This is a genomic window from Mucilaginibacter sp., from assembly GCF_028288225.1.
Classification (GTDB): Bacteria; Bacteroidota; Bacteroidia; order Sphingobacteriales; family Sphingobacteriaceae; genus Mucilaginibacter.
Window position 1 is genome coordinate 145,450 of sequence record NZ_JAQBOC010000033.1, and the last position, 19,887, is coordinate 165,336.

The following is a 19,887-nucleotide window of genomic DNA, read 5'->3' on the forward strand; positions in this document are numbered from 1 at the left end:
ACAGGGTTGTGTAAAATGTTAAAGTAAAAACCTTTATCATTAAAAATAGGTTTATATTAACAGTGTAATTCATCTGCCATGCAAATAAAGTATATTTTGGTTGTACTGCTAGGGTTAATAGCAGGATCTGTAAATGCACAAGTGCTTTTAAAAGGTACTGTATATGAAAGAGGGAGCGGTAATAAACTGTCCAATGTTTTTATAAGGAACACCAACAATAAGCAATTAGCGCTTACTGATAAGGACGGAAATTTCAGCATAAAAGCCGAAACCGGGAACCTGCTCATATTTGATTCGCCGGGTTATGTATCTGATACCTTGTATTTGATTGATCTGTCGCCTAAAAAAATAGAGATGGTAATCCAAAGCATAGCATTACGTGAAGTTAAGATCAGCTCAACAAAACAGGCATTTGATGCACATAAAGAATATCCCGAAATTTATACCAAAAGCAAGCTTTATATATTATCGCCAACCACATGGTTTGGCAAGGACGCTAAAGATGCACGCAGGCTTAAACGTTATTTTAAAAGAGAAGAAGAAGAGCGGCGCATTGATGCCGTATTTACAAGAGCCTATGTTGGCAGTATTGTGCCATTAAAAGGCAGCGATCTTGATGATTTTATGGTTTTATACCGTCCAACCTATTCATTTATAAAAGGTAACGACAATACATCCCTGGCAGTTTATATTAATGACAGCTACAAAAAATACCTGGCATTACCGCCCGAAAAGCGTAAGGTACAAAGCCTGATAGGAGGGAATTAGTCATTAGTCATTAGTCATTAGTCATTAGTCATTAGTCATTAGTCATTAGTCATTAGTCATTAGTCATTAGTCATTAGTCATTAGTCATTAACATTATGTTAAGCTGATGGTATGAATAAAACAATTGCCGGTTTGAAGTGGTTATAATTAAAAATATACCACTATGAGAAAGAAAGTTATAACAATGGTGTTGCTTACTGCTGTATATGCGGCATTGAGCACAAATTGCGCGCCGCCAAGGCACATGAAACCACCACCAGCCCCACCAGGAGCACCGGCACATTAATGTTTCATGATTATACTGATTGGAGAATGATTACACCGATTATTTGGAGATTGTGAAATAGTCGGTGCATTTTAATTTTCTGCCTGCCTGCAATTACTAAATCCTTAGTGTTAAACTAACCAGCATCATCACAATGCGAAACCTTCAATTAAAATTATCTTTTCCACCGAATTGTTTTTCATTTCGATAAAATCCAGCCGCTTCGGATCAATTTTATAACGCTCAAAATCAGCTTTGCTGCTAAAAGTTATTAAATGGATCTCATAGGGCAGTTCCCGGCTGCTTTCAACAAATGCACTTTTAGCGGGCCTGATGCGATAAACAAGTTCCCCATTATATTCCTTCAAAAGCGGTAACACTTTTTCCTCAAAAGCATGGAACTCCTGCTCGCACCCCGGCTTTATAAAAATAAGTTGCGTATAATAAATCATTTTGGTATTGCTTAAAATATCGGTGTAATCAATCTCCAATCAGTGTAATCAAAAAAAATCACATTACATCACCCCAGCTATTTTTATCCTTTAGCATCACTTCGCGCAACAGCCTTATTTGTGGCATCCCATGGTCTAATACTTCATCGTGGAATTTTTTGAGAGAGAAATTTTTGCCTTCCTGTTTTTCATAATCTGCCCTAAGTTTCAGGATCTCTAATTTCCCTATCGTATAAAACAAATAACCCGGATCAAATGTACCGCGCAGGGCTTCCTGGCGAGATGGCTTATCGCCCTGGTACCAGTTGTCCATAAAAAATTTGGTTGCATCATCAACATTCATTCCCTGGCAATGGGTTTTAATGGATACGCATAGACGGCACAGGCGCAGCAATGCATCCCCCGATTGTGTTAGCCTGAATTTGGCTGCCTTTATAGTATCGCCATTGTGGCCATAACCCTCATCGGCCATCATTTTTTCGCAGTAATGCGCCCAGCCTTCAACAAAGGCATAGCTGCTAAACACCTTTTCAATTTTAGTTGCAGATGATGCATTCAAGTGCAAAAATTGGGTATAATGACCCGGGTAGGCTTCATGAATGGTGATATTATCGGTAGTGTAATAGTCAAATTGCCTTAGCCAGTCTTCCTTTTGTTTGGCATTCCATTTTGGATCTACCGGGGTGATATAATAAAAAGCTTCGGTGGCTTTGGTTTCAAACGGGCCCGGATCGTCATTTGATGCCGTGCTGGTTGCGCGTGCAAATTTGGGAGTTTCCTCAACTTTTAAATTTACCACTGATGGCATTGACACAATATTTTTATCAATCAAAAATTTACGGATAGCCTCTACATTTTTCTTTACTTCGGGGATTAGGTTTTCGGCAGTTGGATGTTCCTTTTGCAGATCGCGGTATACCTCAACCGGTTTTTTGTTTGGATTGATGGTTTTTGCCGCAGCATTAAAAACAGCCTGTTCTTTCTTTAATTCACTCAGGCCAATTGCCAGTATTTTTTCCGGAGTAAGCGTAATATCTTCGCTGTAAAGCAGCATTTTTTGATAGCTGACTTCGCCGATTGCATATTTATTGGTTGCTTTTGGCAGCTTCTCCTTTTGCAGCCAGGTTGCAAATCCGTTTATGGCAGCAATAGCAGTTTTGTTAGTAGCATTAAACACCTTCATTAATGAGTCGTTCTTTACATCTTTTAAAGCGATCTTTAAATCACCGCCTAAAAAATCGGCCGATCCGTGCGCAATTTCAATAGCTGTTTGGATATAAGGTTTTGCCAGCGAATCATTAAGGTTGCCTTTTGCTGCTGTAAATACATTGGCAGCATTTTTTTCTATCGCAATAATTGATTTTACCCTATCTTCAAGAGGGGCAAAGTTGCGTTTTATGTAAATGCTTATATCAACGGCTCCGGCGTAGGTCATGGGGTTTTTATCAAAGTTACCCATATCTTCGAAATTAAAGATCTCGTTCTTTATGGCCGATCTAAGGATGCGAAAGTCGTAAAATGTTTTTGTGCTTAATGTAGTTGTGTCTGTTGCGGTTAGGCGCTGGTCGAAATCTTTAAGTCGCCCAAGCTCTTTACCAATTGATTCCTTACTCAGATCCGTAACCTTGCCATCATATTGATGAAAACCCAATGCAACACCTGCTGCAGGTCGCCATGCAAGGTAGCCGGTAAGGTAATCATCAGCTAGTTTTTGAAATGCAGCATCACCAGATACCGGTGTAGTGGTAGCGGGTGTTTTTTGTTCGCAGCTAAATAATAGTGCTATTGGGATTAATAACAGGAATTTTCTCATTGATCCGGCTCTTGGGTCAGTTATTATTCGATAATCAGTAAATCTATATACTTTCAATGACTAATAATATAATAACCGGCTACTTTAATGCAGATATTCGGCAGGAATTGGATTATCTTTTCGCTCGCCATCATAAAACCAGCCCAGGATCCAGAAACGGGTTCCGTCATTAAAAAGCTCGATGCTGTTGATGCCGCGCTCAATAATTGGTCCGCCAGGCTCGTTTCGCGATTCATAGGTACTCCATACATGATATATGGCGCCAAATTTTTCTGTTTTGCGCGAGATTTCATGTTCATCAAAACCATCTTTCTCCAGCATCGCATCAGATAGGCGGTGAAACTCTTTCAGGCTGATGTAGCTGAGCTTTGGCTTACCGTTTTTAGAAATATTAACGGCACCCACCCTGGCTTCCGGCCAATGTAGCAGGCTATCACGCTCAAAATAAACTTTGCCGCCTTTTTTAACAGTAACCACATCATAATAGGCTTTCATAATGCCATCAAGCGTGCTTACGTTGTCACCGTATTTGGTGATAATTTGAGCTGAAGTTTTGTAGCTTATTGCGATAGTTAGCAGCACAATAAGCAGGAGGCTTAGTTTTCTCATTCGGATTTGGTTAGTTATCAAAGATATTGAAAATGGTTTTAGTTCACTGGTGCATTGTGTTTGCTTTTGCTCACCTTTTTTGCCTCCTCGTCAAAGGGGGCACGAGCTGCACGCTGACAAAGCGTTCCATTTTTTCCGCGGAACGGGGCGGAACGCTGTGAAACATGTTGATTATCAGGATTTTAATGTTTGACCCGGTTAATAAATAGGTGTAAGTATCTGATAATCAGACCATATAAATTTAATACTTTTTGATGAATTAATGTAATTTACTTATAATCAGTGTGTTTTAGTTTTTGAGTTGATTAAAATTGATGGCCAGTTCTGATTTGATTACCCTTGGCCCCGGAGAGAAGCATTTTTTACCAGCATTTGCATCCCACAGAAAAAATACTTTCCAATATTAAACTCCCCTGACAAACATTCCTTTTGTTAACTGTTATTTTGCTATTAGAAATCTACCTGTAACCATCCTCCCGGCTAATTAAACCCGGGAGGATGGTTCATCAACTTTGAAAACATTTATTTATGAAAAACAAAGTATGGTTTATAACCGGGTGCTCCACCGGGTTTGGCCGTGAGCTGGCCAAAGAAGTTTTAGCTGCAGGCTAAAAAGCGGTAGTCACCTCCTGAAAATCATAGATCGGACAATATTTGCATCCCGGTTAATCCTTTCGGTTTTAAATCCATCAAACATACAAACGCCCCAATTAAGGATGTTGATATTAAAAATTAAACCCATGAAAAAGAAATTTGTAGCATTTGCGCTTTTAGTAAGCGCCATAGTATCAGTAACTTATGGTTGTTATGTGGAGGGCAGATATGGAGGACATTCGCATAGGTATCACCATTATCACCGTGATTATTAAGATTGTTTTAGGATAAGTGAAGTGTGTATAAAGAGCCTTGGGTAATCCGGGGCTTTTTGTTTGAATGCTGATTTTTTTGATTGAATGATTTCTCCGATTTTATTTTGATGCTGATTTTTAGAGTTGTAAAAATATTGATTATGAAGTATCTTTGATTTATGACCACGATGATCATACAAGTTCCGTGGAAAGCTAAAACCAAACTGTCTGCTATTGTTAAAGATATGAGGGGAGAGATTATTTCGATATCTACAGATAAGCAGGCTGCAAAAAAGGCGAGTCTTTTAAATCAAATAAAACAGGGACTGGAAGAAGTTAAAAAGATACAGGAGGGAAAGGCAAAATTTTATTCCATTTCTGATATTTTTGATGGTAAATAATATATGCGTTACCGAATTCTTTTTGAAAAAGGCCAAGAACGGAGAATCTTAGGGTCAACGGATTTCAGTATGCCCAATACTAGCTAATCCCGGATCTTCTAAATCCAACAAATCTTAGTTCACAACCCCAACTTTTACAACCCTTTCGGCCTCTACAACTTAAACCCGCAACTTTTTTCAATAACCTATTGAAAATCAAAAAATAAGTCCGTACTTTTGCAGTCCCGAAAACCGGGTTAAAAACAAATAAACAAAAAAAGGAAGAATGCCTACTATTCAACAATTAGTTAGAAAAGGTAGAGTAGCTCTGGTTGACAAGAGTAAGTCGCCAGCGTTGGACAGCTGTCCACAGCGAAGAGGAGTATGCACACGTGTGTATACCACTACCCCTAAAAAACCAAACTCAGCAATGCGTAAAGTGGCCCGTGTGCGCCTTACCAACGGAAAAGAAGTGAATGCTTATATCCCTGGTGAAGGACACAACTTACAGGAACACTCAATTGTATTGATCCGCGGTGGCCGTGTTAAGGATTTGCCAGGTGTACGTTACCACATCATCCGCGGTGCATTAGATACATCAGGTGTTGCAGGTCGTAACCAACGCAGAAGTAAATATGGTACTAAACGCCCTAAACCAGGTCAGGCAGCAGCTGCGACCAAAGGTGCACCGGCTAAAAAGAAAAAATAATTAAGGAGGATAGTAATAATGAGAAAGTCAAAACCAAAAAAAAGAATCCTTCTTCCTGATCCAAAATTCAATGATATTTTGGTAACCAGGTTTGTAAATAACATGATGTATGATGGTAAAAAGTCAACCGCGTACGCCATATTTTATAATGCAGTTGAAATTGTTGAAAAGAAGACCAGCGAAAACGGATTGGATACCTGGAAAAAGGCTTTAAACAATGTAATGCCTGCTGTTGAAGTAAAAAGCCGCCGCGTTGGTGGTGCTAACTTCCAGGTGCCTACAGAAGTTCGTCCGGAACGTAAAGTAGCTCTAGGTATGAAATGGCTGATCAGTTATGCCCGTCGTCGCGGTGAAAAAACCATGATGGAGAAATTAGCAGGCGAGATCATCTCAGCAGCTAAAGGTGAAGGTGCAGCAGTGAAAAAGAAAGAAGATACGCACAAAATGGCTGAGGCTAACAAGGCGTTCTCACACTTTAGATTCTAATAGGAAATTAGTGAATTAGTGAGGGAGCGAATTAGTGATTTGTTAATAATAAGGACATATTAAAATCACTCATTCGCCAATTCACTAATTCAATCATTAAAAAGACATGTCAAGAGATCTAAGATATACAAGAAATATAGGTATTGCCGCTCACATTGATGCCGGTAAAACCACAACTACGGAGCGTATACTATACTACTCGGGCTTTAGTCATAAAATTGGCGAGGTACACGAGGGTGCGGCTACAATGGACTGGATGGCGCAGGAGCAGGAGCGTGGTATTACCATTACTTCGGCTGCTACTACTATCGACTGGAAATACAGAGGCCACCAATACCACATCAATATTATTGATACACCGGGACACGTGGATTTTACCGTAGAGGTAAATCGTTCATTACGTGTATTGGATGGTTTAGTGTTCTTATTTTCAGCTGTTGATGGTGTTGAACCACAATCAGAAACCAACTGGAGACTTGCAAACAACTACAATGTTGCCCGTATAGGTTTCGTTAATAAAATGGACCGTTCGGGTGCCGACTTTTTAAATGTTGTAAAACAGGTAAAAAGCATGCTTGGCAGCAACGCTGTTCCTTTACAATTACCAATTGGTGCTGAAGAGAACTTTAAAGGTGTTGTTGATTTAATTAATTGGAAAGGTATTGTTTGGAATGAGCATGATAAAGGTATGACCTTTACTGAAGTGCCTATCCCTGAGGATATGATAGAGGAAGCAACTGAGTGGAGAGAGAAACTTCTTGAATCAGTAGCTGACTATGATGAGAGCCTGATGGAGAAATTCTTTGATGCTCCTGATACCATTACTGAGCGCGAAGTGCTTGACGCTTTACGTAAAGCTGTGTTAGATGCTAAGATTGTTCCTATGGTTTGCGGTTCATCTTTCAAAAATAAAGGTGTACAAACCATGCTTGATTACGTGATGGAATTGCTTCCTTCACCTATGGATGTTGATGGTATTGTTGGTACAAACCCTGATACAGGCGAAGAAATTGTTCGTCAGCCATCAGAAAAAGAGCCATTTGCAGCATTAGCGTTTAAAATTGCAACCGATCCGTTTGTGGGCCGTTTGTGCTTTATCCGCGTATACTCAGGTAACCTTGAGGCAGGTTCATATATTCACAATATGCGTTCTGGCAACAAGGAGCGGATCAGCCGGATCTTCCAGATGCATGCTAACAAGCAAAACCCTATCCCTAATGTTGGGGCAGGTGATATTGCTGCGGTAGTAGGCTTTAAGGATATTAAAACAGGCGATACACTTTGTGATGAGAAACACCCGATCGTTCTTGAGTCAATGAATTTCCCTGAGCCGGTTATCGGTTTAGCTATTGAGCCTAAAACACAGGCCGACGTAGATAAATTAGGTATGGCTTTAGGTAAATTATCTGAAGAGGATCCAACTTTCCGTGTAAACTCTGATGAAGAAACCGGCCAGACTGTAATTTCAGGTATGGGCGAGCTTCACCTTGATATTATCATGGACCGCTTAAAACGTGAGTTTAAAGTAGAAGTTAACCAGGGTGCTCCGCAAGTAGCATATAAAGAAGCTATAACAGGTACTACACAGCACCGCGAAACATACAAGAAACAAACCGGTGGTCGTGGTAAATTTGCCGATATACAGGTTATTATATCTCCAAATGATGAAGGTAAAGAAGGCTTACAGTTTGTGAATGAAATTAGCGGTGGTTCAATTCCACGTGAGTTTATTCCATCTGTTGAAAAAGGCTTTGCTGCTTCAATGGCAAATGGTGTGTTGGCAGGTTATCCGTTAACAAGCTTAAAAGTACGTTTAATTGATGGTTCGTTCCACGCGGTCGATTCAGATGCGTTATCTTTCGAGATAGCTGCAAAATCGGCTTACCGTGAGGCATTGCCAAAATGTAAACCAGTATTGCTTGAGCCGATCATGAAAATCGAGATCTTAACCCCTGAAGAAAACATGGGTGACGTTATCGGTGATATGAACCGTCGCAGAGGCCAGCTGTTAGGTATGGACTCTCGTGCAGGTGCACAGGTAATTAAAGCTACTGTACCACTTTCAGAAATGTTTGGTTATGTAACGCAGTTACGTACCATCACATCCGGCCGTGCTACTTCAACCATGGAGTTTGATCACTATGCTGAAGCGCCACGTAACGTACAGGAAGAAGTAGTTGCCAAAGCAAGAGGCAAAAAAGCTGCTGCGAATGCATAATTTCGGATTACACCGATTATAAAAAATGATTGCACCGATTTTAGATCGGTGTAATCTTCTAAAAATCGGTGAAATCATAATAAATAATCAACTAACCCTAACAAATAGCTCTTAGGGGAGGTAAAATCAAATCGGTGAAATCATCAGTAAATCGGTGAAATCATCATAAAAAAAAACAAAATGAGCCAAAGGATCAGAATTAAATTGAAATCGTACGATTACAACCTGGTTGATAAATCAGCTGAGAAGATCGTAAAAACAGTAAAGCCTACAGGCGCTGTAGTAAGCGGACCGCTTCCATTACCAACTGAAAAGAAAATTTTCACAGTATTGCGTTCACCGCACGTAAACAAAAAAGCACGTGAGCAATTTCAATTATGCTCATACAAACGCTTATTGGATATCTACAGTTCAAACTCAAAAACTGTTGATGCTTTAATGAAGCTTGAATTGCCAAGCGGTGTTGAAGTTGAGATCAAGGTGTGATAGTACCGGAAGAGCCGGACTGTTTAGAATCTGGATATAAAAATCAGGATTCAAGATAAAGAAAAGCCATTTCGAAAGAGGTGGCTTTTTTGTTTTGCTTGTATTTTGTATTTTTGATTTATGAAGACTTATTTGTTATACCCAAATGGGGATCAGGAAAAAATGATCGCTGATTTTTTAGAGGCGAATAACATCTCTTTTTTTGAGGATGATGACGCTGAAGAAGAACTCCCTCAACATGTAATAGACGGCATTAAAAGAGGGCAAGAGGATGCAAAGGCTGGCCGTACGATAACCTTAGAGGAATTTAGGAAAAGATTTTTGTCAGCCAGATGACCTATGAAGTAGTAATTTCTGAGGCGGCGACAGAAACGTTTCAAGATATCAGAATTCAGGTTGAAAACAGGTGGGGCGCAAAATATGCAGACCAATTTGAAGAGAGGGTTGCCCACGTTCTGGAAATAATTTCATCTGCGCCGTTCGTGTTTAAGTTGATAGCTTTGACGTGAACATCCGCAAAGCTTTTATCCATCGAAACTGCTCAATGTTTTATGAGATTGACGGTTCCATCATAATAGTTTTATTTTTCTGGGATAACAGGCAAGACCCAATATTTTTATGATAAGCCAGATATTAAAGAAAGGCCATTCTGTAAAGAGTAGCCTTTCCTTTGTCTCGAACCCGCTTATTTTGAAATTATAAACTCCAGAGATCTTTAATTAATACTTACCGTAAAAGAATCATATAAGGTGGCGCCTGTATTGCTTAAGTCAGTATGCGGGATAGTATAATACTCACCGGATAAAACAATACCTTCTTTTTCTTTTGAGAGTTTGATCTTCAAAAAACCGTGCGCTTCATCGCAGTAGTTTTTTAATTCAACATCGTTAAGCAGGCTGCTTTCATCCGGAAATTGAGGATCGTTAGGCTCAGCCAATTCATGTAAGTCAGAATAACCGCCGGCACCGGCTACTATAAACGGAACTACTTTTCCACCGGGATAGGTTTTATTAAACCGCTGATAATTGTGCACATGACCGCTAAATACGATATCAGGCAATACGTTGGCGGCAGAAAATGCTTCATCCAATAATCGCTGCATGTGCAGGCTGGAGCCGTGATTTATATCAGCCGAATAAGGCGAATGGTGAATGCACACAATAAGCGCTTTTTTTCCAGCGGAAAGTGTTTTTAGTTCGTTGATAAACCAATCTTTCTGTTCTTCAGTTACAGTACCAAATTTTGGGACATTGCTACATAAACCAATAATATCAGCTAAAGGAGTACGAAGGGTCCAGTATATGTTTGGTTGTATGTTTGTTTTGCGGTTAGTATCACCTGCAAGGTCTATTGATTTCACCTCTGTATTACAAAATACTGCTCTGAAAGCATCCAGGCTTTGTGGTTTTTCAGGATCTAAGGGGTCAACATCCGCATCATGATTTCCGGGAATAGCAAATATGGGTGCTGGGTAATTTTTATATGGAGAAAAAAACTGGTCGTAATACTGTGATGCTTGTCCAAAATTATAAACTACATCGCCCAAATGGAACAGGAACTGCGGACGATCTGCATCTGTAATCGCATTCTGGTATTGAAGCGTCATTTCATTAGCTACTAACCTCTGAAAACCAGGTAAACGCAGGCTGCCGGTATCTCCCACCATGTGAAAAACAAGTTTGTTTTGATCAATTCCAGGTAAAACCCTTTCAATATTAAGCCGGTAAGGAGGGCTTCCGGATGGGGGAGGTAATGGTTTAAACTTTTCCTGATCATCTATAGCTGATACTTTAAAGACCGGCCGGATACGCGGATTGCGTTTTTTTACGGACATAATATTTTATGAATGATAGTTGCGATGATACCATCAAATGCAAATATACGCTGATTGTATAAATACAATATTAAGATATAAAACTCCACTGCTTTATCGCAATCGAAAATGCGAAAAGCCGGTTTTATGACGGATCTGTTTTAAAGATTAAATTCCTCTTTCGTACCTAAAAAGTTAAGCCAAACACCTTCTAATTCATCAACCAATTGCAGCCTTATAGATATGCCTGATGCCTGCGGCGTCCAGTTTTGTTCAGCAAGGTTGCCTGTTTTTAAAATCTCCATAGCAAGGATCTGCTCTTTACCCGGATGGAGTAAAACATCAAGCGTAATCTCAATTCGATAATATGCCCTGCCTTTTCTAAATGCTTGATAAGGCTGAGAAGTAATGAAACCAGAAGCAAAAATTCCTTTGGGCTCAACACCTACCCGTACAATGTATGCTCTGTCGCCGGATTGAATGGTTTTATGGCTTACCACGCTCCAGTTGTCTTCCAATGTTCCGGCGGCTTTAAGCTTTTCAATGTCGTCATCCAGACCGGGCCATTCCCATTTAGCAGGGTTCCATCCAAACAGGTAGGCTTTCATGCAGTGGTTACTTAACTTCTTCCCAACAGTTCATCCAGCTTATTGCGCTCAGTTTGCAGCTCGCGGGCAAGTTTCTTTTCCTTTTCGTTAGCCTTTGCTTTGTATGTTTTAAACTCTTCTTCAAGCTCGTTATAAAGATTTATCCTATACCTGGCTTCGCGGCTGTGACTTCCCGAACGGACTATCACCACTGCGGCAGTAGCGCCCAATACAATCACCAGCCCCCACATTATTAGGTTATAAACAGATTTATCAATATAAATACCCAAAAAGTTTACCGAATTAACCCTGGCATTTGATTGCGCCAGCGATTTTTCTTTTTCACTTACATTGGTTTGCAGGTCGCTGGTAGTTTTAGTTTGGGCAGCAAGCTTTGTTTCGGCTTCCTGCAGTTTACGGCGCTCAACATTTATTGTATCTTTTAAATTTCTATAAAATGAGGTAATAAAGGGCTCCTGGATGTGATATGTTTTAGTTAAAAGATATTTATACTGCCCGCTCAATGTTTTATCCCGCATAAGGGCCGAGTCTTCCTTGGTAGGTTTCCTGTGGATCAGCTTGTAAGCCGGCGCTTGTTTTACTTCCACGGGTGCCGCTTTAGCAGCAGGGATTTGCATAAGTGTTTTATGCACAGCAACAAAATTTTTATTGTTATTTGAAAAAACAGGAGCAGCGCCAGCGAAAATCAACGTTATAATGATGAATAATTTTACAATAAAAAGCTTGTTCATAGTATAAATTTGGTTCAATAATATTAACAAAACAGGGCTTTTAAGGTTTTTATTGTGTTAAAAACCCCTTTTATAAAAGCGAATGTAAGGTTTAGTACGGAATTTTGCTACTCATACTTATATTAGCAGCATGAATATAGGCATTATTGGCTTAGGTGATATGGGGCGTTTGTACGCCAAAGCTTTTGCAGATGCGGGTTACCAGGTTTGCGGCTGCGATCTTCCCGAAAACCGCAACCGGCTGGAAGAAGAACTTTCTCCTTACCATATTAAAATTATGGATAGCGGGTTGGAGGTATCGCGAATTTGTGATCTGATCATCTATTCGGTTGAGGCCGACAAGATGCTGCAGGTTGTTGCCGAATGTGGTTCATCAACAAAATATGGCGCTATCGTGGCCGGACAAACATCCGTTAAAACCCCGGAGATTACCACGTTTGAGAAATACCTGCCCGCTGATGCGCAAATTATTACTTTTCACGGGATGCATGGCCCCGGCTTTAAGCCTAAAGGACAAACGCTGATCCTGATCCGTCATCGCGCAGATGATGATGCATACCAACGGATGCTGGATCTTTTCACAGCAATAGGGTCAGACATTGTGGAGATGAACGATTACCATGAGCATGATAAAATAGTTGCCGATACGCAGGCTGTAACCCATGTTGGTTTTGAAAGCATGGGCACTGCCTGGAAAGAGGCCGGGTTTTTTCCATGGGAAAATGCATCGTACATAGGTGGTATTGATAATGTAAAGATCCTGACCACGCTGCGCATCTTTAGCTATAAGGCGCACGTTTATGCCGGCCTGGCTATCCTTAATCCGTATGCCAGGCAGCAAGTGAAGCGTTATGCGGTATCTGAATCGGAATTATTTAAGCTGATGATAAAGGAGGAGGAGGAAGTATTCAGGGCCAGGCTTTACCGTGCCCGGGATTTTGTTTTCCATGAAAGCCGCAAGCCTATTATGCTGAATGATTCGGTGATGAAGGAATTTTCCCTCTCTCAAAAGCCGGAGCAACAAAAGCCTAATTCTCATTTAAGTATCTTAAGTATGGTTGATGCCTGGTACCATTTGGGAGTAAACCCTTATGATAACCTCATCTGTCAAACTCCACCGTTTCGTTTGCGCCTTGGCATAGCCGAATACCTGTTTAAAAATGAAGAACTCCTGGAAGAATCGATAGTAACTGCTTTATATGATAAAACCATCCGTGGTGATGATCTGGAGTTTCACTCGGCCGTAAGGGAATGGTCGTCAATCATTGGTCATGGTGATATGCAAGGTTACAAAAGGCAGTTTAATGATGTGCAGGCATTTTTTGACGGAAGACTGGAAGAAGGAAATAAACAGAGCGCGGAGTTGATACGAAGGTTGATGAGTGAATAAGTCGTTGATTAGAATGATTAAATGATTTCGCTAATGGATCAAGAATCAGCGAAATCATTTAATCATATTAAATCACCGGTCCGCGCTAAACAACGTCCACGGGTAAGCTTTCATATCCCTTAAATATTTGCCCTGGGTTTTAAAATACTCCGGATGCTTTTTAAAGAAGGGAGCAGCTAAAAAATCAGCGCCACCCGGGTGACCCATATGTGCCCATAGCGACATTTTTTTAGCCAGTGCCGTGCTGCTAACTTTTCCCTGTACAGCGCCCATCGGGTAAAACGGACCCTCACTCCATTCAGGAACACCAACGGGGTCTTCATCCACATGCCCGTCAATTACACAGCGGTTGTAGGCATTTTTGCCGTGCAACGCATCATAAGTATCACCTTCAATTGTTTTACCGGTGCCCTCATCAAGCTTCCCTTTATAATCAACAGCTACCAGTTTTTCCATCCGCAGCCTGCGGGCGTTAGGTGAACTTTCCTTGTTATTCACCTTAAAGGTGGTTTCCTCCTTTATCAGCTTAGGGTCACTCGGAAAATTCGACCCGATAATCGCCGTATCTTTTGATCGCCATACTTTATAATTCTTAAGGCCCAGCTCAAGCTTGGCAACTTCGTTGGTTTTGGTATCGCCTATTAACCAGTCGTTTGCATAGCCGCCGTTGTTATCGGTAGTCATTATTTTTACCACATCATCAATGCTGCGGGCATACTGCGCCGCTTTACGTGCACGTACAAACTCGGGTGTGCGGGTAGTGTCAAAGCCTTTAAAACCGGTAATAGTAGTTTCCGTAATTAAAATCCCGCTGTTGGTTACTACAAAATCATCACCGCTATGGATAAAGCCCGGTGCTACATCCATCAGCATGTGGTTCCCTTTTTCGGGTTTAATATCAGCAATTACATTCCAGCGTTCGCCAACAATATAATCTGTCCAGTTATTATGGCCTATCACAATTTTATGATCTTTTGTAAAGCTGCCGGTGGCAATAAAAGCGCTGCAATTGCCCGGTGCTTTATTATCGCCGCTGCCCGGTTTAACTTTATTATTCAGACCAGCAACGTAGTATTGTGACAGCTCAATATTGGCATTTAAGGCAATAATATCCAGCGTATCATACTGCATGCCTTTTGCCTGCAGGCCTTCTGCAATACCTTTTATTTCCTCCTGATATTCCTTATCAATCTTTTTCCATAAAAACCGTTGCGAGGCAGCGCGGTAAAAAGCCCAATCCTTACCGCTGGTAGTCGGCAGGTAATATTGCATCACCTTAATTAAGGTATCAATCTCTTTGGCAACCAAAAAGCCATGCTGATATCCAATATCAGCCGGTGAACCTGCAAGGTGTACATAGATCCAGCCATTCTTATCCTCGCGGGTAGCGTTGCCAAGGCGGCTATGTTTGTTTGGGTTTTCTTTGCAGCTAAATAGCACTATTATGATGCAAATGCTTAAAAAGCGGGTGATGTTTAATTTCATAGACTGATAAGCAAAGGGTATAAACATTTCATAAGGTAAAGATAAAATATTGGGCGGGTTTTGCAAATTAGAGCTGCCACAGGAATGCGACTGGCTTTTATTATAGAATGAGTGTTTGCATTTGGGGCAGGTACACATTGCTTTATCTACTTAAAGCATTTTTTTTACAGCTTACTATAAATAGGCATGGGCCTGACTAATTCCCGCATTTCATCAACATCTATTGTTTGAACACTGTTTTTTGCTTTTTCCTGTGCAAATTCAATACTTGCGCTCTTTATCGCAGCAATAAATAATTCTTTATAAACTACGGTTTTTGCAGCTGGAGTTTTTGCAGCACTAAGCAAAATGGTTTTATTTTTACTGTCAATGTAACCTGATTCAGAGAGCATAGTAGTTTCGAGATAGCGTACTTTAGTTTTTGCATTATCAGCATAGTAACCTAAAAAACAATGACCTGGCGGCAAAACGAGAAAAGTATGGATCCCTATTTTTCTTAAAATTGAGGCAAACACTATTGTGCCATCAACACAATTTGCCTGGCTTGTTTTTATTGAATTATCAAATGAGCGAACTTGCTGACTATTAATAGCAGCATTATTACCTGTAGTTTTTGTAATACTGCTATATTGGAACCCTCTGTCGTGTAAAACTCTCCATATAGCTGCAACCTGCAGATCTACATAATTTTCACCGCCCTGGTAACCTAAAATGGCATCTATCATTTTTGTGTTTAAGGCTTCCTTTAATATTTTATCAATTTCGGGATGTTGTTCCTGGATATAGCCTGTAAATAAAAAATCTAATGACTGATCTTTATAACCGGTAATACAATCATTTATGCTTCTTATATAAATTGGTATTGTTTTTTCTTCTTTATTCCCGTCATCATCAAAAATTCTGAAGTATACATTTAATGGGGCGCTGCTAAATTGATTACCTAATGTTTCAAAGTTCCAGGGTAACTCCGGCTGCAGGTCTACTTCCCTGCCGGCATCCTGGAAAACTATAGTTCCGGTAAGTTTATCAAAGTATTTTTTTTCAACACATTCTATCTCCCAATGAAGCGGGATATTAGATGACTTGCTGATTATTCTAAAGCCCAAAGGCCTGCTTATTGCCTCTAACATTGGTGTTAATTGCCCCCTGTAGGTCGACATGCAAATAATACTTGATGGGAATAGCTGGCCATCAAAATATGATACAGGCTCCCAGGTAAAGTTTGTGAATTTCCCGTTCTTAAATTTAGGTTCAGTAGCTTTGCCAACTACAGGCACCGGGGTTGCCGGGGTGCCCTGGCCTGCAGGAGTGCCTTTAACCACTTTAACATTTTTATTAAACTGGGCAGCGGTCATTTTCGTGGCATCTGCCAGTCTTCCTAAACTTTTCACCACATCCGCCCCTTCATTAAATGTTTTACTTAGTTTAGTTAGAAGTTGACCTTTCACCATTGGTGATATTGACAGCATTAACAATACAGTTAATGCATTTAAGCCGATTTTTTTTAAATAGTAGAGGTTCATATTAAAATAGTTAGGAAACCCGTTTAAAATCGGTAAGGATAGGTATGATTTACATATGTAAAAATATGCATAATATATATTAGTTTCCCAAATATATTTACAATATCAAGTATAATAATACTAATCCATTCCAATAAATCCATTCAACTGGAACGGGATATTCATTATCCTAATAAGGTGATTAATTTTCAAAACTTCGGAGTGTCTGAACCATCTCCATGGTAAAAGTTAATATAAGTTACAATATTAATTGTAGCTGTCAAATTTTGAAATTTTTGTAAATTGAATGAGCCTAAACTTTTTATTATTCAAGGTAATTGTCTTAAATTTGTTATATGACAACGCTCACTATTGAAATTCCGGAAAAGATTGAAAAGACACTGTCAGATTTGATTGAACAGTTAGGGGGGAAAGTAATTATTAGTGATTCAAATTCAAAAGAGGACAGAAACCTAACCCATGTCACAGAAAAACTATCGCGAAAGGATAAGAAATTTTTAAAGGAGTTTGATGAGGCCATTGAGTTTGTAAACCTGCACCAACAAGGAAAGGTTAAAGCCAAAACGATCGACCGATTGTTAAATGAGCTATAGTATTAATTTTACCCCGTTTTTTGAGCGGGAGTTTAAAAAGCTTTTAAAAAAGCATGGCTCTTTAAAAAAGCATGGCTCTTTAAAAAAGGATTTAGAAGCAGTTATCAATCTCTTGAATGAAAACCCGAGGTCAGGAGAATCTATTGGTAACAATTGTTATAAAATATGCATGAGCATATCCTCAAAAAATAAGGGTAAATCTGGCGGAGCCAGGGTAATTACTCATGTAAGATTTATGAACGAGGAGATTTTCCTGTTATCCATATATGATAAATCATCATTAAGCACTATAGCCGAAGAACAATTATTGATTAGAATTAAAAGTCTTAGATAGTAGTACAGGTAGTTGAAAATTTCAGATTTACGAGGGTTTCAAAACTTCGCAAATCTTCAAAATTTATTTAAGGTAGAAATGATGATTGGTTGAATATCACTCACAAAGACAGACGTTTGGTTTAGTCACGATTTCTAATTCTGAGGATTACCAAAAGGACAATCAAACTGTTTAATTTCAAACATCCAAGTGAGGATAAAAGAAATTTTAACGTATATACAACAGTTTAATAAACGTTGTTTAAAAATATCTCCTGTTTATTAACTTAATCCCACCCATCCAACCCCTCACTTAATCAACTATTTCTCCTCAAAATCCCCCTCAAAATAATTTATAAAAAAATAACTCATTAACTATTTGACAATTAATGTAAAAGTTCTATCTTTGCCGTCCCTTACGGGGGAAATAATATGTCTTGAACGAAGCCCTACTGCTTCGATGGACACAAACTAAAAAAGAAAATGTCAGGAATTATTGGTAAAAAAGTAGGAATGACCAGCATTTTCGATGAAGCAGGAAAAAATATTCCCTGCACAGTAATCGAAGCTGGCCCTTGCGTGGTAACACAGATCAGGTCTGTTGAAACAGACGGATATGCAGCTGTTCAGCTTGCATATGGCGAGAAAAAAGACAAGCACACTACAGGTCCTTTAAAAGGCCATTTCCAAAAAGCCGGTACTACACCAAAACGTAAACTGGTTGAATTCAAAACTTTCGAGGATGAAAAATCATTAGGTGACACTGTTACCGTTGGGATTTTTGAGATCGGCGATTTTGTGGATGTGGTTGGTACCTCAAAAGGTAAAGGTTTCCAGGGTGTGGTAAAGCGTCACGGTTTTGGTGGTGTGGGTATGCAAACTCACGGTCAGCACAATCGTTTACGTGCACCAGGTTCGTTAGGAGCTTCGTCATGGCCTTCACGTGTATTTAAAGGTATGCGTATGGCCGGGCAGATGGGAAATGAGCGCGTTAAAATTCAGAACCTTCAGGTTGTGAAAGTTTTCGCAGAGCAAAATCTGTTGGTTGTTAAAGGTTCCATCCCGGGAGCTAAGGGTTCATTCGTAATAGTGGATAAATAAGATGGAAGTTAACGTAGTAAATGTATCAGGTAAAGAAACAGGTGCCAAGGTGCAACTTCCTGAATCCGTATTCGGTATTGAACCAAACGATCACGCAATATATCTTGATGTTAAGCAGTATTTAGCTAATCAGCGTCAAGGTACACACAAATCAAAACAGCGTAACGAAATTGCAGGTTCAACCCGCAAATTATATAAGCAAAAAGGTACCGGTGGTGCCCGTGCAGGTAGTGTAAAATCTCCATTATTTAATGGTGGTGGCCGTGTTTTCGGTCCGCAGCCGCGCGATTACAGTTTCAAGTTAAACAAGAAACTTAAATCACTGGCACGTAACTCTGCTTTATCATACAAAGCAAAAGACAGCAGCATAGTAGTTGTAGAAGACTTTACTTTTGACTCGATCAAAACAAAAAGCTACATACAGCTTACAGCAGATCTTAATGTTAGTGATGTGAAAACACTTTTAGTATTAGGCGCTGCAAATAACAATGTTTATTTATCAAGCAGAAACCTGAAAAAAACTAAGGTTATCCTGGCAAACCAGCTAAACACTTATGATGTGTTAAACGCAGGCAAGCTGATCTTAACCACAGGTGCTCTTAAAACTTTGGAGGAAGCATTAACTAAGTAATTATGGAAATTTTAAAGAAACCCTTACTTACTGAAAAAGTAACTCAATTAACAGAGAAGCTTAATCGTTATGCTTTCAAAGTTGATCACAGAGCTAACAAAATTCAGATCAAAGGAGCCGTTGAGGCTATGTATGGTGTTAACGTGAAAGCTGTAAACACTATGAAATACGTTGGAAAACTAAAGACCCGCAATACTAAGGCAGGCGCCGTTAGCGGCCGCGCTGCAACTTACAAAAAAGCGATCATTACGTTGAAAGGCGGAGAAATAATTGATTTTTATAGTGGTATATAATATATAAAGATGGCAGTTAAAAGATTTAAACCGGTTACGCCGGGTACCCGCTTCCGCATTGATACCAGTACATCGGATATCACAACTAACGTTCCTGAAAAAACGTTGGTGGTTTCGGTGAACACAAGATCGGGCGGACGTAACAACAGCGGTAAGATGACCATGCGCTATTTAGGTGGTGGCCATAAACAAGCTTACAGGTTAATAGATTTCAAACGTAATAAATTTGATATCCCTGCAAAAGTGGCAACTATCGAGTATGATCCTAACCGGTCGGCACGTATAGCATTATTGCACTTTGCCGATGGCGAAAAAAGATATATGATAGCTCCTGAAGGATTAACTGTAGGTATGGTTGTTCTGTCAGGCGACA

General features: G+C 39.8%; 23 protein-coding genes and 1 pseudogene. 16 read left to right on the forward strand and 8 right to left on the reverse strand.

All coding sequences use genetic code 11. The annotated features are described in order from the left end of the window. Positions 1-78 precede the first annotated feature (78 nt). Both JWQ54_RS10515 and JWQ54_RS10520 read left to right on the forward strand, forming a co-directional pair. Entirely contained in the window at positions 79-768 is a 690-nt protein-coding gene (locus JWQ54_RS10515; protein ID WP_299584198.1) for a hypothetical protein, read from the forward strand. 163 nt (positions 769-931) lie between these two features. Next, positions 932-1,054, forward strand: a complete 123-nt coding sequence (locus tag JWQ54_RS10520; RefSeq protein ID WP_299584201.1) for a hypothetical protein — start codon at positions 932-934, stop codon at positions 1,052-1,054. 128 nt (positions 1,055-1,182) lie between these two features. Here JWQ54_RS10520 and JWQ54_RS10525 read toward each other — a convergent pair whose 3' ends face one another. From JWQ54_RS10525 to JWQ54_RS10535, 3 genes are all read right to left on the reverse strand, one after another. After that, a complete protein-coding gene (locus tag JWQ54_RS10525) occupies positions 1,183-1,485 on the reverse strand; it encodes a hypothetical protein (RefSeq protein WP_299584204.1) in 303 nt (100 codons plus the stop codon). Positions 1,486-1,543: 58 nt separating this feature from the next. Further along, the gene (locus JWQ54_RS10530; protein ID WP_299584206.1) at positions 1,544-3,298 is read right to left on the reverse strand and encodes a DUF885 domain-containing protein; all 1,755 of its coding nucleotides are present in this window, start codon (positions 3,296-3,298) and stop codon (positions 1,544-1,546) included. A gap of 84 nt (positions 3,299-3,382) precedes the next feature. Next, positions 3,383-3,907 (reverse strand): hypothetical protein, encoded by a 525-nt coding sequence (locus JWQ54_RS10535; RefSeq protein ID WP_299584209.1) that lies wholly within the window; start codon positions 3,905-3,907, stop codon positions 3,383-3,385. A gap of 740 nt (positions 3,908-4,647) precedes the next feature. On the opposite strand from JWQ54_RS10535, the gene JWQ54_RS10540 reads away from it, so the two are divergent. The 7 genes from JWQ54_RS10540 (at position 4,648) to JWQ54_RS10570 (ending at position 9,370) form a co-directional block, all read left to right on the forward strand. Next, positions 4,648-4,776 (forward strand): hypothetical protein, encoded by a 129-nt coding sequence (locus JWQ54_RS10540; RefSeq protein ID WP_299584212.1) that lies wholly within the window; start codon positions 4,648-4,650, stop codon positions 4,774-4,776. Between the two features lie 167 nt (positions 4,777-4,943). Further along, complete coding sequence (locus tag JWQ54_RS10545; RefSeq protein ID WP_299584215.1) at positions 4,944-5,156, forward strand: hypothetical protein; 213 nt, start codon at positions 4,944-4,946, stop codon at positions 5,154-5,156. Between the two features lie 265 nt (positions 5,157-5,421). Continuing rightward, positions 5,422-5,844 (forward strand): 30S ribosomal protein S12, encoded by a 423-nt coding sequence (rpsL, locus tag JWQ54_RS10550; protein ID WP_096350116.1) that lies wholly within the window; start codon positions 5,422-5,424, stop codon positions 5,842-5,844. Positions 5,845-5,862: 18 nt separating this feature from the next. Next, on the forward strand, positions 5,863-6,330 hold the full coding sequence (rpsG, locus tag JWQ54_RS10555) for a 30S ribosomal protein S7 (RefSeq protein ID WP_299584217.1): 468 nt from the start codon (positions 5,863-5,865) through the stop codon (positions 6,328-6,330). Positions 6,331-6,436: 106 nt separating this feature from the next. Further along, positions 6,437-8,548, forward strand: coding sequence for an elongation factor G (fusA, locus tag JWQ54_RS10560; protein ID WP_299584220.1), 2,112 nt, complete (start codon positions 6,437-6,439; stop codon positions 8,546-8,548). A gap of 180 nt (positions 8,549-8,728) precedes the next feature. Beyond that, positions 8,729-9,034 (forward strand): 30S ribosomal protein S10, encoded by a 306-nt coding sequence (rpsJ, locus tag JWQ54_RS10565; protein WP_022830652.1) that lies wholly within the window; start codon positions 8,729-8,731, stop codon positions 9,032-9,034. Between the two features lie 120 nt (positions 9,035-9,154). Then, on the forward strand, positions 9,155-9,370 hold the full coding sequence (locus tag JWQ54_RS10570) for a hypothetical protein (protein WP_299584223.1): 216 nt from the start codon (positions 9,155-9,157) through the stop codon (positions 9,368-9,370). Positions 9,371-9,749: 379 nt separating this feature from the next. Here the strand turns inward: JWQ54_RS10570 and JWQ54_RS10575 are convergent, their stop codons facing one another. From JWQ54_RS10575 to JWQ54_RS10585, 3 genes are all read right to left on the reverse strand, one after another. Beyond that, positions 9,750-10,868: a metallophosphoesterase gene (locus JWQ54_RS10575; RefSeq protein WP_299584226.1), complete on the reverse strand. Its 1,119-nt coding sequence runs from the start codon at positions 10,866-10,868 to the stop codon at positions 9,750-9,752. 140 nt (positions 10,869-11,008) lie between these two features. Beyond that, complete coding sequence (locus JWQ54_RS10580) at positions 11,009-11,455, reverse strand: hypothetical protein (protein WP_299584228.1); 447 nt, start codon at positions 11,453-11,455, stop codon at positions 11,009-11,011. Positions 11,456-11,466: 11 nt separating this feature from the next. Further along, positions 11,467-12,186, reverse strand: coding sequence for a hypothetical protein (locus JWQ54_RS10585; RefSeq protein WP_299584231.1), 720 nt, complete (start codon positions 12,184-12,186; stop codon positions 11,467-11,469). Between the two features lie 130 nt (positions 12,187-12,316). Here JWQ54_RS10585 and JWQ54_RS10590 point away from each other — a divergent pair, with 130 nt between their 5' ends. Next, entirely contained in the window at positions 12,317-13,576 is a 1,260-nt protein-coding gene (locus JWQ54_RS10590; protein ID WP_299584232.1) for a prephenate dehydrogenase, read from the forward strand. 72 nt (positions 13,577-13,648) lie between these two features. On the opposite strand, the gene JWQ54_RS10595 is transcribed toward JWQ54_RS10590, so the two are convergent. Beyond that, on the reverse strand, positions 13,649-15,061 hold the full coding sequence (locus JWQ54_RS10595) for a C45 family peptidase (protein WP_299584234.1): 1,413 nt from the start codon (positions 15,059-15,061) through the stop codon (positions 13,649-13,651). Between the two features lie 164 nt (positions 15,062-15,225). Beyond that, entirely contained in the window at positions 15,226-16,584 is a 1,359-nt protein-coding gene (locus JWQ54_RS10600; protein WP_299584237.1) for a hypothetical protein, read from the reverse strand. 335 nt (positions 16,585-16,919) lie between these two features. On the opposite strand from JWQ54_RS10600, the gene JWQ54_RS10605 reads away from it, so the two are divergent. The 6 genes and pseudogenes from JWQ54_RS10605 to rplB form a co-directional block, all read left to right on the forward strand. Continuing rightward, positions 16,920-17,177 (forward strand): hypothetical protein, encoded by a 258-nt coding sequence (locus JWQ54_RS10605; protein WP_299584239.1) that lies wholly within the window; start codon positions 16,920-16,922, stop codon positions 17,175-17,177. Next, complete coding sequence (locus JWQ54_RS10610; protein ID WP_299584241.1) at positions 17,167-17,511, forward strand: hypothetical protein; 345 nt, start codon at positions 17,167-17,169, stop codon at positions 17,509-17,511. Before JWQ54_RS10605 ends, JWQ54_RS10610 begins: the two co-directional genes overlap by 11 nt. Before the next feature lie 461 nt (positions 17,512-17,972). Beyond that, positions 17,973-18,590 carry a 50S ribosomal protein L3 gene (rplC, locus tag JWQ54_RS10615; protein ID WP_299584243.1) on the forward strand — a complete coding sequence of 206 codons (618 nt, stop codon included), beginning with the start codon at positions 17,973-17,975 and terminating at the stop codon, positions 18,588-18,590. Position 18,591: 1 nt separating this feature from the next. Then, entirely contained in the window at positions 18,592-19,221 is a 630-nt protein-coding gene (rplD, locus tag JWQ54_RS10620) for a 50S ribosomal protein L4 (RefSeq protein ID WP_299584245.1), read from the forward strand. 2 nt (positions 19,222-19,223) lie between these two features. Then, positions 19,224-19,514 (forward strand): 50S ribosomal protein L23, encoded by a 291-nt coding sequence (gene rplW, locus JWQ54_RS10625; RefSeq protein ID WP_299584247.1) that lies wholly within the window; start codon positions 19,224-19,226, stop codon positions 19,512-19,514. 9 nt (positions 19,515-19,523) lie between these two features. After that, positions 19,524-19,887 (forward strand): annotated as a pseudogene (rplB, locus tag JWQ54_RS10630) (50S ribosomal protein L2); the annotation flags it as partial.